The sequence below is a fragment of the Effusibacillus sp. SKA8 genome, assembly GCF_058273125.1.
This window is the reverse complement of the sequence record NZ_JBZCSF010000006.1, coordinates 86079-99827: the sequence shown is the minus strand read 5'-3', so window position 1 is coordinate 99827 and position 13749 is coordinate 86079. Positions and strand designations below refer to the sequence as shown.

The 13749-nt window shown below is 53.3% G+C and carries 13 protein-coding genes; 12 read left to right on the top strand and 1 reads right to left on the bottom strand.

The features are described from left to right. Positions 1-15: 15 nt before the first annotated feature. Positions 16-1134, bottom strand: coding sequence for an IS200/IS605 family element RNA-guided endonuclease TnpB (gene tnpB, locus AC4ED1_RS06935; RefSeq protein WP_490937039.1), 1119 nt, complete (start codon positions 1132-1134; stop codon positions 16-18). A gap of 242 nt (positions 1135-1376) precedes the next feature. Here tnpB and AC4ED1_RS06930 point away from each other — a divergent pair, with 242 nt between their 5' ends. The 12 genes from AC4ED1_RS06930 (at position 1377) to AC4ED1_RS06875 (ending at position 13694) form a co-directional block, all read left to right on the top strand. Further along, on the top strand, positions 1377-2207 hold the full coding sequence (locus AC4ED1_RS06930; protein ID WP_490937174.1) for a HipA domain-containing protein: 831 nt from the start codon (positions 1377-1379) through the stop codon (positions 2205-2207). Next, the gene (locus tag AC4ED1_RS06925) at positions 2177-2947 is read left to right on the top strand and encodes an HIRAN domain-containing protein (RefSeq protein ID WP_490937037.1); all 771 of its coding nucleotides are present in this window, start codon (positions 2177-2179) and stop codon (positions 2945-2947) included. Before AC4ED1_RS06930 ends, AC4ED1_RS06925 begins: the two co-directional genes overlap by 31 nt. Before the next feature lie 86 nt (positions 2948-3033). Continuing rightward, the gene (locus AC4ED1_RS06920) at positions 3034-3204 is read left to right on the top strand and encodes a helix-turn-helix domain-containing protein (RefSeq protein WP_490937036.1); all 171 of its coding nucleotides are present in this window, start codon (positions 3034-3036) and stop codon (positions 3202-3204) included. Between the two features lie 179 nt (positions 3205-3383). Then, entirely contained in the window at positions 3384-3797 is a 414-nt protein-coding gene (locus AC4ED1_RS06915) for a hypothetical protein (protein WP_490937034.1), read from the top strand. A 516-nt stretch (positions 3798-4313) separates the two neighbouring features. Beyond that, a complete protein-coding gene (locus tag AC4ED1_RS06910; RefSeq protein WP_490937032.1) occupies positions 4314-4754 on the top strand; it encodes a HEPN domain-containing protein in 441 nt (146 codons plus the stop codon). Further along, a complete protein-coding gene (locus AC4ED1_RS06905; protein WP_490937030.1) occupies positions 4721-5038 on the top strand; it encodes a nucleotidyltransferase family protein in 318 nt (105 codons plus the stop codon). Before AC4ED1_RS06910 ends, AC4ED1_RS06905 begins: the two co-directional genes overlap by 34 nt. Before the next feature lie 171 nt (positions 5039-5209). After that, positions 5210-8311, top strand: a complete 3102-nt coding sequence (locus AC4ED1_RS06900; protein WP_490937028.1) for an efflux RND transporter permease subunit — start codon at positions 5210-5212, stop codon at positions 8309-8311. 18 nt (positions 8312-8329) lie between these two features. Further along, positions 8330-9541 carry an efflux RND transporter periplasmic adaptor subunit gene (locus AC4ED1_RS06895; protein ID WP_490937026.1) on the top strand — a complete coding sequence of 404 codons (1212 nt, stop codon included), beginning with the start codon at positions 8330-8332 and terminating at the stop codon, positions 9539-9541. A gap of 174 nt (positions 9542-9715) precedes the next feature. Beyond that, a complete protein-coding gene (locus AC4ED1_RS06890; RefSeq protein WP_490937024.1) occupies positions 9716-10168 on the top strand; it encodes a MarR family winged helix-turn-helix transcriptional regulator in 453 nt (150 codons plus the stop codon). Then, the gene (locus AC4ED1_RS06885; protein ID WP_490937023.1) at positions 10165-10821 is read left to right on the top strand and encodes an HlyD family secretion protein; all 657 of its coding nucleotides are present in this window, start codon (positions 10165-10167) and stop codon (positions 10819-10821) included. Before AC4ED1_RS06890 ends, AC4ED1_RS06885 begins: the two co-directional genes overlap by 4 nt. Positions 10822-10836: 15 nt before the next feature. Beyond that, positions 10837-12075 carry an efflux RND transporter periplasmic adaptor subunit gene (locus tag AC4ED1_RS06880; RefSeq protein WP_490937021.1) on the top strand — a complete coding sequence of 413 codons (1239 nt, stop codon included), beginning with the start codon at positions 10837-10839 and terminating at the stop codon, positions 12073-12075. Continuing rightward, a complete protein-coding gene (locus tag AC4ED1_RS06875) occupies positions 12075-13694 on the top strand; it encodes a DHA2 family efflux MFS transporter permease subunit (RefSeq protein ID WP_490937172.1) in 1620 nt (539 codons plus the stop codon). Before AC4ED1_RS06880 ends, AC4ED1_RS06875 begins: the two co-directional genes overlap by 1 nt. The last annotated feature ends 55 nt before the right edge of the window (positions 13695-13749 follow it).

The following is a 13749-nucleotide window of genomic DNA, read 5'->3' as shown; positions in this document are numbered from 1 at the left end:
CACGGTTCTGTCCGCTCAGGCGGACGTGCTGAGAAGGCGCAAACCTTCCCGCAAAATGTTTCTCGCGGCGTTTATATCCCGATCATGGGTTGTACTGCATTGTGGGCATATCCATTCACGGACCGACAAATCCTTTGTCTCTGTGTTGCGGTGCCCGCATTGGGAGCAAAGCTGAGTGGACGGGAAAGTGGCCGAAACAATGACCACACGCCTCCCGTACCATGCCGCTTTGTACGTGAGCTGCCGCCGGAATTCCGACCAACTGGCGTCGGCGATGCTTCCCGCCAGTTTGTGGTTCTGCTGCATGTTTTGCACCCGCAAATCCTCCAGGCTGATCACTTGGTTCTCGCGAATCAGCCGGGTGGACAGCTTGTGCAGGAAGTCCAGACGGGCGTTCTTTACCTTCTCATGCAGTCGGGCCACTTTTACCCGGGCTTTCTCCCGGTTCTTTCCTCCGGGCTTCCGCCGGGAAAGAACGCGTTGCCAGCGCTTCAGTTTCTTTTCGTGCTTTCTCAGGTGCCGGGGATTCGGGATCGTTTCCCCGGTGCTGAGCACGGCGAAACCCTTTAGCCCCAGGTCGATGCCAACGGCAGTTGTCAGTGGCTCCAGAGACTGAAGCTCCGTATCCACCAGTACCGATACAAAAAACTTTCCCGAAGGCGCCATACGAACCGTGGCCGAGAGAATGCGTCCCTGCACCTCGCGGGACTTGGCGAACTTCACCCATCCCACCTTCGGAAGCCGAATCCGGTTTTCTTCGATGCGGATGGTGGCCGATGAATCTTCCTTGCCGTTTCGTTTCGATGTGTAGGATTGCTTCGGGTGTTTCTTGCTTTTGAAGTGTGGATAGCCTTTCTTCTCCCGGAAGAATCGTTGGAAGGCATCGTCCAACTCTTCCACCGCCCGTTGCAGGGCTGTGGAATCCACTTCCCGAAGCCAGGGGAACTGTTCTTTCAACGCGGGCAATTCCCGCATGCAGGCGTACTGGTTCAGGGTGGCACCGTCCCGCTCATAGGCCTCCTTCCGTCGGGCGAGAAAATGGTTGTACACAAACCGGCAGCATCCGATGGTGCGCCGGATGTGCTGTTCCTGTTCTTTTGTCGGATAGAGACGGAAGGAATAGGCTTTGTGCATGAGGATCACCAAGAAAATTATACCACAACGCGCTTCATCCCACCCCTGAAGGAGCGGGATGAAGCGCGGGATTTCTGTAATTACAGCATATCATAAAATCAGCCTTTCCCATACCTCGATTTTCACCGGTTCTCTTTCATGATTTTCGTTTCAAATCGGAAGGGAATAGGAGCAGAGATGTTGAAGGTGTATATTGTAAATCATTTTCTTTGTTCCATATGTGGGTGTTTAAAGTGGGGATTATGGAGGTTTCCGGTTGGGAAGTTGACAAGATTACGCATGCGTCGGGGACCCGGCTAAAATATTGGCTGATTAACCCTGAAGACAAGACGCGCGGTTTGTTTAAAATTCCCAGGAAAAACACTGGAGAAGCGTGGGCGGAACAAATTGCCTCTGATTTGGGATGTTTAATTGGCTATCCCGTTGTGAAAAGTCACCTTGCAAGTTATAACGGGACTTTGGGTACTCTAGCCATAAAATTCAACCGTTTGGAAGAAGAATTTTTTGAAGGTGGCGATTTGATAAGTGAAAGGCATAGCGAGTTTAATCGTTATAGTTTGAACGGTTATGAGTTTGATCTGATTATAAACATTCTTAAAGAGTATGGATTAGATGAGGCTTTCATCTTTATCCCGGTGTTTGATGCATTTATTGGAAACCAAGACCGGCATTGTGACAATTGGGGAGTCATACGGGGAACAGAAGGTTATCGTCTTGCTCCCGCTTATGATAATGGCGCATCGTTAGGCCATTTGGTATCTGCCATGAAAATCAATGAGATGATGAGAAATCGTGAAATGTTTGACGCGTTTATTCGACGAGGTTATTCATTGATTGGATTTTCAAACCGCAGGAAGCCAAAGCACCTCGATTTGCTTTCCTACATATATTTGCAGTACAATAAAATATTAATCAAGTGTATTGAACCGTTGGAGAAATTAACGAGAAACCAGATTTTACATGTCATCGATAATGTTCCTGACAATCACATGGAGGATATTTACAAAGAGTGGGTATTTCAATTGGTTCTTGCCAGGAGAGAGTGGTTACTGAATTGGAAGGAGGGGTGCTAAGTATGTCTCAAAGATTGTATGAACTGTGGCTCATTTGGCAAAATCCGCTGACACGTCAACGATACCATGTAGGGACATTATGTCATACGGATACCGAGTATGTGTTCCGGTATGTGAATGATGGCCCTCGCACCCTTCAAGACGCGTTGGCCAATGGTTACCGGTTGCATATGGCTTTTCCGGATAAGGATCGGACATATACATCAAAAGAGTTGTTCGTGGCGTTTGAGAGAAGATTGCCGGACAGAAGAAGGCCGGACTTTCAAGACATCTTAAAGGAACTGGGTTTGTCGCCGGATTATACTCCCATGGATTTGTTGAGAGCTACAGGCGGTCGTCTTGCAACCGACACTTATGAGTTCGTGGCTCCTGTTCAAATTCATGACGACCATTTTTATATTGACTTTTATGTGGCAGGTTGGCGGTATTATCAAGGGGATGAGGCTGGAAATGAAGTAACCCCCGGTTCTTGTGTGAATTTGCGGTTGGAGCCGGAGAATCCCTTTGACCCGCATGCGGTGGCGGTATATTCGAATCAGGGAGCAAAATTGGGATATGTACCCGTATTCTACAGCTGGTTCGTATATGAGGTTATCCGAACGGGAAGTCGGTATGAAGCTCAGGTTTTGGAATATCAGCCTCATGAAAATCCGCAATTCAAGTGCCGGATCGGGGTTGCGGGTACGGTTCTCGCTACTGAAGATACCTTTTTGTGCGTATTGTCCAATCAACAAAGTTGACGCAATGGGAAACAGGGATCTTCCTTGCTTGATTTTATATAACGAATCACTCAAGCGGAAGCCGATCACATTGAGTTTGTGGCTACATGGTAGCGGAAGTCCGCAGGAGACGCGAGGAGTTAGGATGGACTCAGGAAGAATTGGCGAAACGTGCGGGGATCCAGCAGTCGGCGGTCGCTCGCTTGGAGAACGGCAGGACCATTCCTTGGCTGGATACGCTGTGCAAAGTGATGCCTTGGGGATGGAGTCTAAGCTGACGGCGGCAGGAGAAGAACAAGCTGCCGCCGTGATCTAATAAAGCTTTGGTAGCGTTGCTTTCGGGCAGCGCTTTTTTCTGTGGAACCAAAGTCAACATATTTTTGGAATGAAATGCGTACATTATGTACACAATGTACATCAAAAGTTGTTGTAGAATGGAGGCAGGAGGGGAATGATGATGGACGCTGTTCTGAACGCAACGGATGTCCGGAAAGACTGGGGGCATTTCATCGACACCGTGGTTCGTGTCCGGCCGCAGTTTGTGAAGCGTAACCGTGACAAGTTTGCGGCTGTTTCTATCGAACATTTGCGGGTTTTGCTGTCCGGGTATCGCTTCGAGATGGAATATCGACAAGAGGAGGATGGCACTTTCACGGGTACCCTGGACGTGTTTGACATCGCGGCCAACGCACCGACGGTAGAGGAACTGAAACGGGAACTTGCGAAGGAAGCTGTCGAGTACGCCAACGAATACATGGAGGAATTCCAACTGTACTTCAACGCCCCAAACCGGAAGCACCATGCGCCGTATGTCCTGAACATTCTCATCCAGGACGATCTGGAGGGTGTGGTGGGACTGCTGGATGCCTAGTTGGAAAGACCTTCGTCGTTTTTGTGAAAATGATGGATGGGAACTCTGACCATCCTGAAGAAGCAATTGCAGGTTAGCCAGGAATATTTCAATAGCAAAATTTGAGTGTTTCCTAGCATATGTCTCCCTCCGATAAATTGGTGGTTTACCGAAGGGGATCTATTCGCCGGAGGGGGTGGGTCAATCCTTTTTCGGCGATCCTGGGTCAATTATATCCCGGCGGTGACAGAAGCTCAGGTTTTGGAATATCAGCCCCATGAAAATCCGCAGTTGAAGTGCCGGATCGGGGTTGCGGGTACGGTTCACGCTACTGAAAATACCTTTTTGTGCGCATTGTCCAATCAGCAAAGTTGACGCAATGAGAAACGGATCTTCCGCTGAAATGGAGGGTCTTTTTTTCTTGTGTTCTGTTCCTCGATTACAATGATCTCCTTTTTTGTTTACGACCTGAATATGTGGAGTTTATGAAGTTGCTGATTGTATAATGATGGAAAGAGGAAGGATGGAGAGTGCCTTATGGATAACCAAGAAAAATATGCATATTGGGAGGATATTGCTCAATATGATTTGGGTACCGCAAAAGCCATGTTTCAATCCGGACGTTATGTATATGTGGTTTTTATGTGCCAGCAATCCATTGAAAAACTGGTTAAAGGATTGTACGTTTTATATACAAACGAGGAACCGCCCCGTACTCACAATATCTGGACGGTATTTAGCAAAATCTTTAATGAGGAAACACATAGAAGTAAAATTGCCGATCCTGAATTTGAGGACAAACTTTTACAATACAAACCTTTTTTTGCGGAGCTAGTGGCTTATTACATTTCGGAACGATACCCTTCTTACCGTGAAAAATTATCTGCTTCTGTCAAAAAAGAAAAGGCTGGGGAAATTTTGTTCAAAACAGAGGAGGTTTTCTTATGGTTGAAATCCCTGAAGAAGTACTTCAAGTAGTACAGGATTATGTAAGGAAAATTAGTCGTGATATCCCTGTTAAAAAAGCGGTGCTTTTTGGTTCTTACGCGAAAGGAACTTTTGATAAGGAGAGCGACATTGATCTGGCTATATTCTCCGATTATTTTGAGCAAATGGATCGGGTAGAGGGGATTCGATATTTGCTTCTCCGGGCGATGGACTATGGTATAGACTTGGAACCGCTTGCTTTTACAGAGAAAGAATATGCCGAGCCAGAAGGCATCGTGGATGAGATTCTAAAAACAGGAATTGAAATTGTATAAGAGTCATCCAGGACTATCCTCATGTGATCAGACGGCGGCGGTAAGCGCTCCATTGTCTCCGGTTGCATGAGGATAGTTTTTTCTTATGTTAAAACCGGTTTCTCTCTGATATAATACGATTGTCGCGAACAGGAAATATTTAGTAGTCTGACAGGGGGAAGGAGCACGGACATGGAGTTTTTGACCCGTTTTTCGTTAAAAAACACGGTGGCGGTCCTTATCATCACCGCCCTGATCGCCGCGGGGGGTATGATTGCCGCCTCTTCCCTCAAGGTGGAAAATATGCCGGACATTTCGTTTCCGGTGGTGCTGATCACCACTACCTATCCGAACGCGTCGCCGGAGGACGTGCTGGAAGATGTGACGAAACCGCTGGAAAAAGCGGTTGCGGCGATTTCCGGGTTGAAGACGCTGGAGTCGTATTCCAACGACAACTATTCCGTCATCGTGGCCAATCTCAATTCCGGCGCCGATGTGGAGAAAGCCCGGGACGAGATCGAAAGGAAAGTGGCGGAGGTCAAACTTCCGGTCGACGCCGAACGGCCGAAGGTGTCCACGGAGGGTTTCGGCTCCGCTCCCATTTACTATCTGTCGATCAGCGCACAGAACAAAAAAATGTCGGCGGAATCCCTCAACCTGCTGGTCAAGGACACCCTGGTGCCCGAACTGAAAGGGCTTTCCGGCGTCGAGAAAGTGAAAACGATGGGGGATCAGATCCAGGAAGTCAAGATCTACCCCAATATTCAGGCGCTTAACAGCCAGGGCCTCTCTCCCTCCCAGTTAAAGCAGTTGATCGAAGCGAACCATGTCGGGATCCCGGTCGGAACCGTCAAAATGGACGAAGAAGACCGGACGGTCCGGTTGCTCGGCGAATACACCAATCTGGAGCAGATCCGGCGAACGAAGCTGTTCCTGCCGTCCGGGCAGGGCGGTGGCCTTTCCTATATCCAGTTGGGTGATGTCGCGGACGTGAGCATGGCGAAGCGCGGGGAGTTCATCAGCCGCTTGAACGGACAGCCCGCCATCAGCGTGAGGATCTACAAGAAGCGGGAAGCCAATGAGGTGGAAACGGGCAATCGGATCAACGCGAAGCTGGACGAATTCAAGAAACGGTATCCGGATCTGCAGTTCCAGACCGTTTACGACTCTTCCGTCGACGTGAAGAAATCGATCAGCGGCATGATGAAAGAGGGGCTGCTCGGCGCTTTGATGGCGTCCGTGATGATTTTGTTTTTCCTGCGGAATCCGAAGTCCACGTTTGTGGTGCTGCTGTCGATTCCGTTGTCGATTCTGGTCAGCCTGATTTTCATGTCATGGATGGGGATTACGCTCAATATCATGACGCTTGGCGGGTTGGCGATCGCTGTCGGACGCGTGGTGGACGACAGTATCGTCGTGATCGAGAACATTTTCCGCCATCTGCAGATCAACAAGGAGCGGAATGTGGAACTGATCCGGTTTGCCGCAAAAGAAGTGACGAACGCCATCACGTCTTCCACGTTGACGACGGTCGCGGTGTTTGTGCCGATCGCGTTTGTCAGCGGGGTGGTCGGCCAGGTGTTCCGTCCGTTTGCGATGACCGTTGTCTGTTCGCTGCTGGCTTCCCTGATCGTGGCCGTCAGCATCGTTCCGCTGATGACGAAGTTGCTGTTGCTGCGCTCCCCCAACATCAAGGAGCATGTACCCGGAAAAGTGACGTTTCTTTATAAGCGGATCCTGATCTGGGCGCTCCAGCACAAAGTGAAAACTATGGCGGTGGCGGGCGTCCTGCTGTTCGCCAGCTTCGGCTTGGCAGCGATGCTCAAGACGACTCTCATGCCGGAGTCGGACGAGAAATATATCGTTGCAAACCTGACGATGCCAAAGGGAACGTCGCTGGAAGCCACCGACAAGATGGCGCAGAAAGTGGAGGCCGTTTTCAAGAAAGAGCCGCATCTTGAGTTTGTCGAAAGCTATATCGGCACCGATTTTGAAGGAAGCGACAACCGGATCTCCTACAGGGCTTCCATGTTCCTGAAACTGAACCCGGATGCCGATATCGAAGCGATCACGAAAAGGTACCGGCAGGAAACCGAGGCGATCATGCCGGCGGGGGCGAAGATTTCGGTCAACCAGTTGACCGGCGGCGGCCCGATCGAGAGCTACCAGGTCGTGTTGAACGGCCCGGACAAGGCGAAGCTGCGGGAGGCGGCGGAACTCGTCAAAAGCAAACTGGAGCAAAACCCGCTTATGACAAACATCAACGACAACCTGTCGGACACCAAGTCGGAGGTTGTGATCCGGGTGGACCGCGACAAGGCGGCGGAATTCGGCTTGTCGCCGCTGCAGGTGGCGGGCGATATCCGGAGCCTGCTTGCCGACTTGAAAATGGGCAAGATGAAAATCGACGGCAACGAGTACGACCTGTATCTGGGGTTACGGGACGAAGACGCCAATTCCCTTGAAAAGCTGAGAAGCATCCTGGTCAAGACGCCGGCGGGGCAGCAGGTCCGTTTGGCGGACATCGCGAAGATCACGCAGGAAGAGGCGCCTTCTCAGATCCGCCAGCGGGATGAAAAACAGTATGTTCTCGTGTCGGCCGATATTACAAGTGCGGATAAGGGCGGCGTTGGCCGGGCGATGACTCTGGAACTGCAAAAATTGAAATTGCCGGAAGGGGTCACCTTGTCGACGGCCGGTGTCACCGAAGAGATCCAGAAGAGCTTTATCGAGATGTTCTATGCGTTGGGAGCCGCCGTATTCATGGTCTATATCGTGATGATCGTGTCCTTCGGGAACGCGATGGCTCCGCTGTCGATCCTGCTTTCGCTGCCGCTGGCCGCGATCGGGGGCTTCTTCGGACTCTTTGTTACCCAATCGACGCTGGATATGACGTCTTTGATCGGCTTTTTGATGCTGATCGGGATCGTGGTGACAAACGCGATCGTGTATGTCGACCGGGTGCAGCAGCAGCGCGAGCTCGGCCTGACCACGCGGGAAGCGCTGATTGAAGCGGGCGTGACCCGTTTGCGTCCGATTATCATGACCGCTGTGGCGACGATTGTGGCGTTGATTCCGCTGGCGCTCGGATTTTCGGAAGGGGCGCTGATTTCCAAAGGCCTGGCGATTGTGGTGATCGGCGGTTTGACCACGTCGACGTTGTTGACGCTTGTGGTGGTGCCGGTGGGGTATGAATTTTTCGATCGCGTTCGCACGAATTTCCTGAACCGCCGTGCGAACAAACTGAAACGCAAAGCTCAGGCACGGGCGAATCCGGATGCGATCGGATCCTGACAGAAGGGGTTTTGAGGAATGAGACGAAAATGGCTATCGATCAGTCTGGCGGGCGCGGTGTCGCTTTCCCTCCTGGCCGGATGCTCCGGCAAGGGGAAAGACACCATGGCTCCGGTGGATCCGGGCACAACCGCCGTTACGGTAAAAGTCGAGGAAGTCAAAGAAGGGGAAGTCAATGAGCCGGTCCGGCTGCTGGCGGAAGTGTCCGCCAATGCCAATGTCGCGATCGTGCCGAAGGTGTCGGGGACGCTCCGCGAGATCTACGTGAAAAAAGGCGATGCGGTGAAAAACGGGCAAGTGCTTGCCAAGCTGGATCAGACGGACTATGTTCTCGGCGTCAGGCAGGCGGAGGCGGCGCTGGAGATGGCAAACGCCAGCCTGAAACAGGCGAGGGAAGGCAACGGAGTCGTGGAATCCGGCCATTCTTCCTATGAAATCGCAAAAAGAGGATTGGAGATTGCACAGGCCAACTACGACCGGACGAAGGCTTTATTTGAAGCGGGAGCGGCTTCGCAATCGCAGTTGGAGCAGGCGGAAGCCGCCCTGCACCAGGCGCAGAGCCAACTGAATCAAGCGAAACAGGGAATGGCGGCGATCGAAGTGGCGGAAGCCGGCGTCCGGCAGGCGCAGGTCGGTCTGGAGCGAGCCAATTCGTCGCTGAATGATACGGTCATCCGCGCGACCGCCGACGGAATTGTTTCGTCGATCCATTACGATACGGGGGCTCTGGTGGGGCCGCAGGGGCCGGTTTTCACGCTGATCGATCTCGACCCTGTCCTTGTAAAGCTGAACGTGTCGGAGAACAACCTGGCAAAGTTTAAAACCGGGATGGAAGTCGATCTCAACGTTCCCGCGCAGTCGGCGGCCGTCAAGGGAAAAGTCAAATATGTCGGGCTGCAGGCGGATAGCCAGTCGAAACTGTTCCCTGTCGAGATTGAAGTAGCGAACCCGGACCGCCGCCTGGTTCCGGGGATGAAGGCGGAGGTTCTCGCGAAGGATCCGGAAGGCAAAAAGGGGCTCTTGCTCCCAACCGACGCGATCGTGGAACAGGACGGAAAAAAATACGTGTATGTGATCGAAGGGGACAAAGCGGTGAAGCGGGAAGTCACGGTCTCCGAAGGGAACTCGTCGAAGGTCATGGTTCTGCAGGGCGTGAACGCGGGCGACAAAGTGGTGGTCAAAGGCCAATCCAACCTGAGAGATCAAGCCAGGACCCGGATTGAAGAATAGCGGTTGTCCGGGCCCGGGATGGGCCCCGGGATGTTGCTTTCAGGTGCGCTCCCTTTTCCGGGTTAAAGTGGAAAGGGGAACGCACTAGTATTTTTTTCTTTTCTCAATTAAAATATTTCGCATGAATATATTTCGCATCGAAAATTTTTGTGTGGAAAGGAGTTGAGGCGAGGGGTGGAAACAAAAGCCGCGAGGATTTACCGGTTGTTCAAAAGGATCAACAAACGGTTTGGGCGGATTGTTGCGGAGGAGCTGGCCGATTACGGCATTACCGTGCCCCAGATCATGGTGTTGAAACAGATTTACGATCAACCGAAAACGATCGGGCAGATCAGCAAGGCGGTGGATTTGTCGTACAGCACGGTGTCGGGCATTATCGACCGGCTGGAACGGCAGGGGCTGGCGGAACGCCGCCGCGACCGGGAAGACCGGCGTGTGATCTGGATCTACAAAACCGATCGGATCGATGAGATCAAAAAGCAGGTGCCTCTGCTGCAGGAAAACTATTTTGCCAATTTGCTGCAGGAATTGTCGGACATGGAGCTGGATGCGGCAATCCGGGCCTTGCAGCTGTTAGACAATCATTTGGAAAATCATTTGAAGGAGAAGGATGGAGCGAGCCAATGAACCGAAAAACCATTTTGCTGGTGATCCTCGCGCTGTTGGTTGTCAGCGGCGGCGGGATCGGATTTTATTATTGGTACAAAACGGCCAATTATGTAGAAACGGAAGACGCCCGCGTCAGCGGCGACATTTACCGGGTGATGCCGCAGGTTGCCGGAAAGTTGATAGCCTTGAACGTTTCGGAAGGGGATTATGTGGTGGCGGATCAGATCGTCGGCCGGCAGGATATCACAAATCTTCCGAACAGCATGCTGGATCATGCGGTGTTGCGGGCGCCGGTCGAAGGCACCGTGATCAAGACGCTGGCAAAGCCTGGCGAAGTCGTCGCGCCCGGCCAGGCGGTGGCCATGGTCGTCAACAAGCAGGCGCTGTACGTGTCCGCCAACATCGAAGAAACGGATTTGCACAAAATCAGGGTTGGGCAGAGCGTCGATTTTACGGTCGATCCCTTTCCCGGCGTGAAGTTTCACGGGAAGGTGAAAGAAATCGGGGAAGCGACCGCCTCCACGTTTTCGCTGCTGCCAGCCGTCAATACCAGCGGCAATTTTACGAAGGTGACGCAGCGGGTCCCGGTCAAAATCTCGATCGACGACCAGCAGGGCGAGCCGTTGTCGCCGGGCATGAGCGCGGTGATCAGGATTCATCTCAAATCGTGATAAGGGTGGGTTCCGATGAATAGAAGCATGCAGCGTGTAAAGTTCGTGTCGGCTCTCGTGGCAATCCTGGCGCTGGCGGCGGGCTGCAGCGACGCAAAGCCGGCGATGAAAGCGGAGGATCAACAGGTGCGCGATGTAAAGGTGTATACCGTGGAGGGCGGAGCGCTGGCCAGCGGGAAGATCGCGCCGAAAGAACAGGTGCAGGTGGCATCCAAACTGGCGGCCAAAGTCGCGGCGACTTACGCGGAAGAGGGGATGAAGGTCGAGAAAGGGCAAATCCTCGCGGAACTTGATGCGAGCGATTATCAGGAACAGGTCCGGCAGGCGGAAGCGGGGCTCAAGGGGGCGCAGGCAAAACTGGCCGACACAAAAGCGGGAGCCCGTGCGCAGGAGATTCAGCAGTTGGAAAGTTCCCTCGAACAGAACCGGGTTGCTTACGATTTGGCGCAGAAAAACTTTGAGCGGAAAAAAGCCCTTTTTGACAGTGGGGCTTTGCCGCAAGCCGACCTGGAGAAAGCGCAGCAGGATCTGGCAAACGCGAAAAGCGGTTATGAGCAGGTAAAGGCGAAACTGGACCTGGCACGGGAAGGGGCGACGGTCAACACGATTGCCGCCCTGCAGGCGGAAGTGAACCGTCTGCAGGCGGCGCTGGATTTGGCCCGCAACACCCTGAGCAATACGAAAATCGAAGCGCCGATCAGCGGGATTGTGGCAGTCAAGAACATTCATGCGGGCGAGATGGCTTCTCCCGGCGTTCCGCTGTTTACCATCGTGAGCATGGATGAAGTGGCGGTGGAAGCCAGTGTGCCGGAAACGCTGGTTTCACGCATTAAGCTTGACGATACGGTTGCGGTACGGGTACAAAGCCTTGGCGACAGGAGTTTTACCGGTACGGTTTACTTTATTAGCCCCGTTTCCGACAAGAACAGCAACACGTTCCCGGTGAAAATCCGGATTGCGAACCCGGACGGCGTGCTGCGGAGCGGAATGGTGGCTGAATTGTCGTTTGCCGCGGCGGATTCCAAACAAATTGAAATCCCGATCAGCACGATGGTACAGCGGGACGGCAAAAATTACGTCTTTGTCGTACAGGGAGACCGTGTAAAAATGACCGAGGTTTCGGGTAAAGCGAAGGACGCGAACTGGTTTGTCGCGGAATCCGGCGTGAAAGAGTCGGATAAACTGGTGATCCGGCCTGTCGCGAACCTGCAGGACGGAGCAAAAGTCCGCGTCAGCCAGGGGGAATCCAAGTGATCGGGGAGGCAGCAGTTATCAGCCACCCGCAAGCGTCAAGCGGCGCTTACAAATGGCTGGCGCTGGCTGCCGTGATTGCGGGGGCTTTCGTCGCGATTCTCAACAACAGCCTGATCAACGTTGCGCTGCCGAAGCTGATGGCCGTTTTTGGCGCGTCGACCCAAGACATTCAATGGGTGCTCACCGGTTATATGCTGGCGTCCGGAATCATCATTCCCATCAGCGGCTATGTGGGGGACCGCTACGGATACAAGAAATCGTATATTGTGGCTCTGGCCGTGTTTGTGATCGGTTCCTTTTTGTGCAGCATAGCGTGGGGCACCTCCAGCATGATCGTGTTTCGCATCATCCAGGGAATCGGCGGCGGGGTGATCATGCCCCTGAGCATGTCGATCATTTACAAGGTGATGCCGCGCAACCAGATCGGGCTGGCGCTGGGACTGTGGGGGATTGCCGCCATGGTGGCGCCCGCGGTCGGTCCCACGCTCAGCGGCTATCTGGTCGAACATTTCAGTTGGCGCCTGCTGTTTGCGATGAATGTGCCGATTGGCATCCTGGCGATCGTTTTTGTGGTTTTTGTCCTGAACGAAACGGAAACGCATGAGGGCTTGTCGCTCGACCGGGCGGGTTTTGTGCTGTCCACCCTGGCGACAGGCACGCTGCTTCTGGCGCTCAGCAAGGGACAGTCGGAAGGATGGAGTTCCTTGTATATTGTCAGCCTGTTGTTTGTGTCCGCCGCCAGTTTTGCTCTGCTGGTGTGGGTGGAAATGGGCAGGAAAGATCCGTTGCTGGAGCTTGGCCTTTTGAAAAATCCGGTGTTTCTGAGCAGCGCCATTTCGTCGAGTCTGGTGATGATCGGACTGTTCGGCGGGATCTTTCTGACGCCGCTTTACCTGCAGAACATTCAGGGGATGTCGGCGATGCAAACTGGGCTGCTGTTGATGCCGCAGGCGATGGCGATGGGGATTATGATGCCGGTTGCCGGCAAACTGTTCGACCGGTTCGGAATCCTGCCCCTTGGATGGGCCGGGCTCTCGATTCTGGCTGCGATGACATATGAACTGCACAGGCTGACACTGGATACCCCCAACCATTGGCTGACGGTGGTGCTGGCCATTCGCGGGCTGGGCATGGGGTTGTGCATGATGCCGCTGACGACGGCGGGCATGAACGCCGTGCCGCCACGTTTGATCGGTCGGGCTTCGGGACTCGGCAACGTGATCCGGCAGATTGCGGGGTCGTTCGGGATCGCCGTCATGACGGTGATTATGCAGCAGCGGCAGACATTTCACGCTTCCCGCATTGCGGATGAAGTGTCCGTAACGTCTGGTACTGCCAGCCAGATTCAAGCTGGGTTGTCGGGGATGCTTGTGCAATCGGGACTCGACACCGCCACGGCGAACGGAACCGCTCTGTCGGTCATCGGCGGAGTGGTGCAGAAAGAGGCGGCGGTGCGGGCGATTGCCGATACCTTTCTGATAGCTTCTTTACCTGTGTTTTTCGCGCTGCCGCTGATTTTTTTGCTGATTCCAAAGAAAAAATCCGCTGCAGATGCGGCTCCCGCCACGCCTCCAGTTTCCCCGCAGACCCCTCCCGGGGGACAGGCGGCCAAGGCCTGATTTTGGAAGCGGGAATCACGTGACGGGGGACGCCGGCGTCCCACAATTTTTCCAC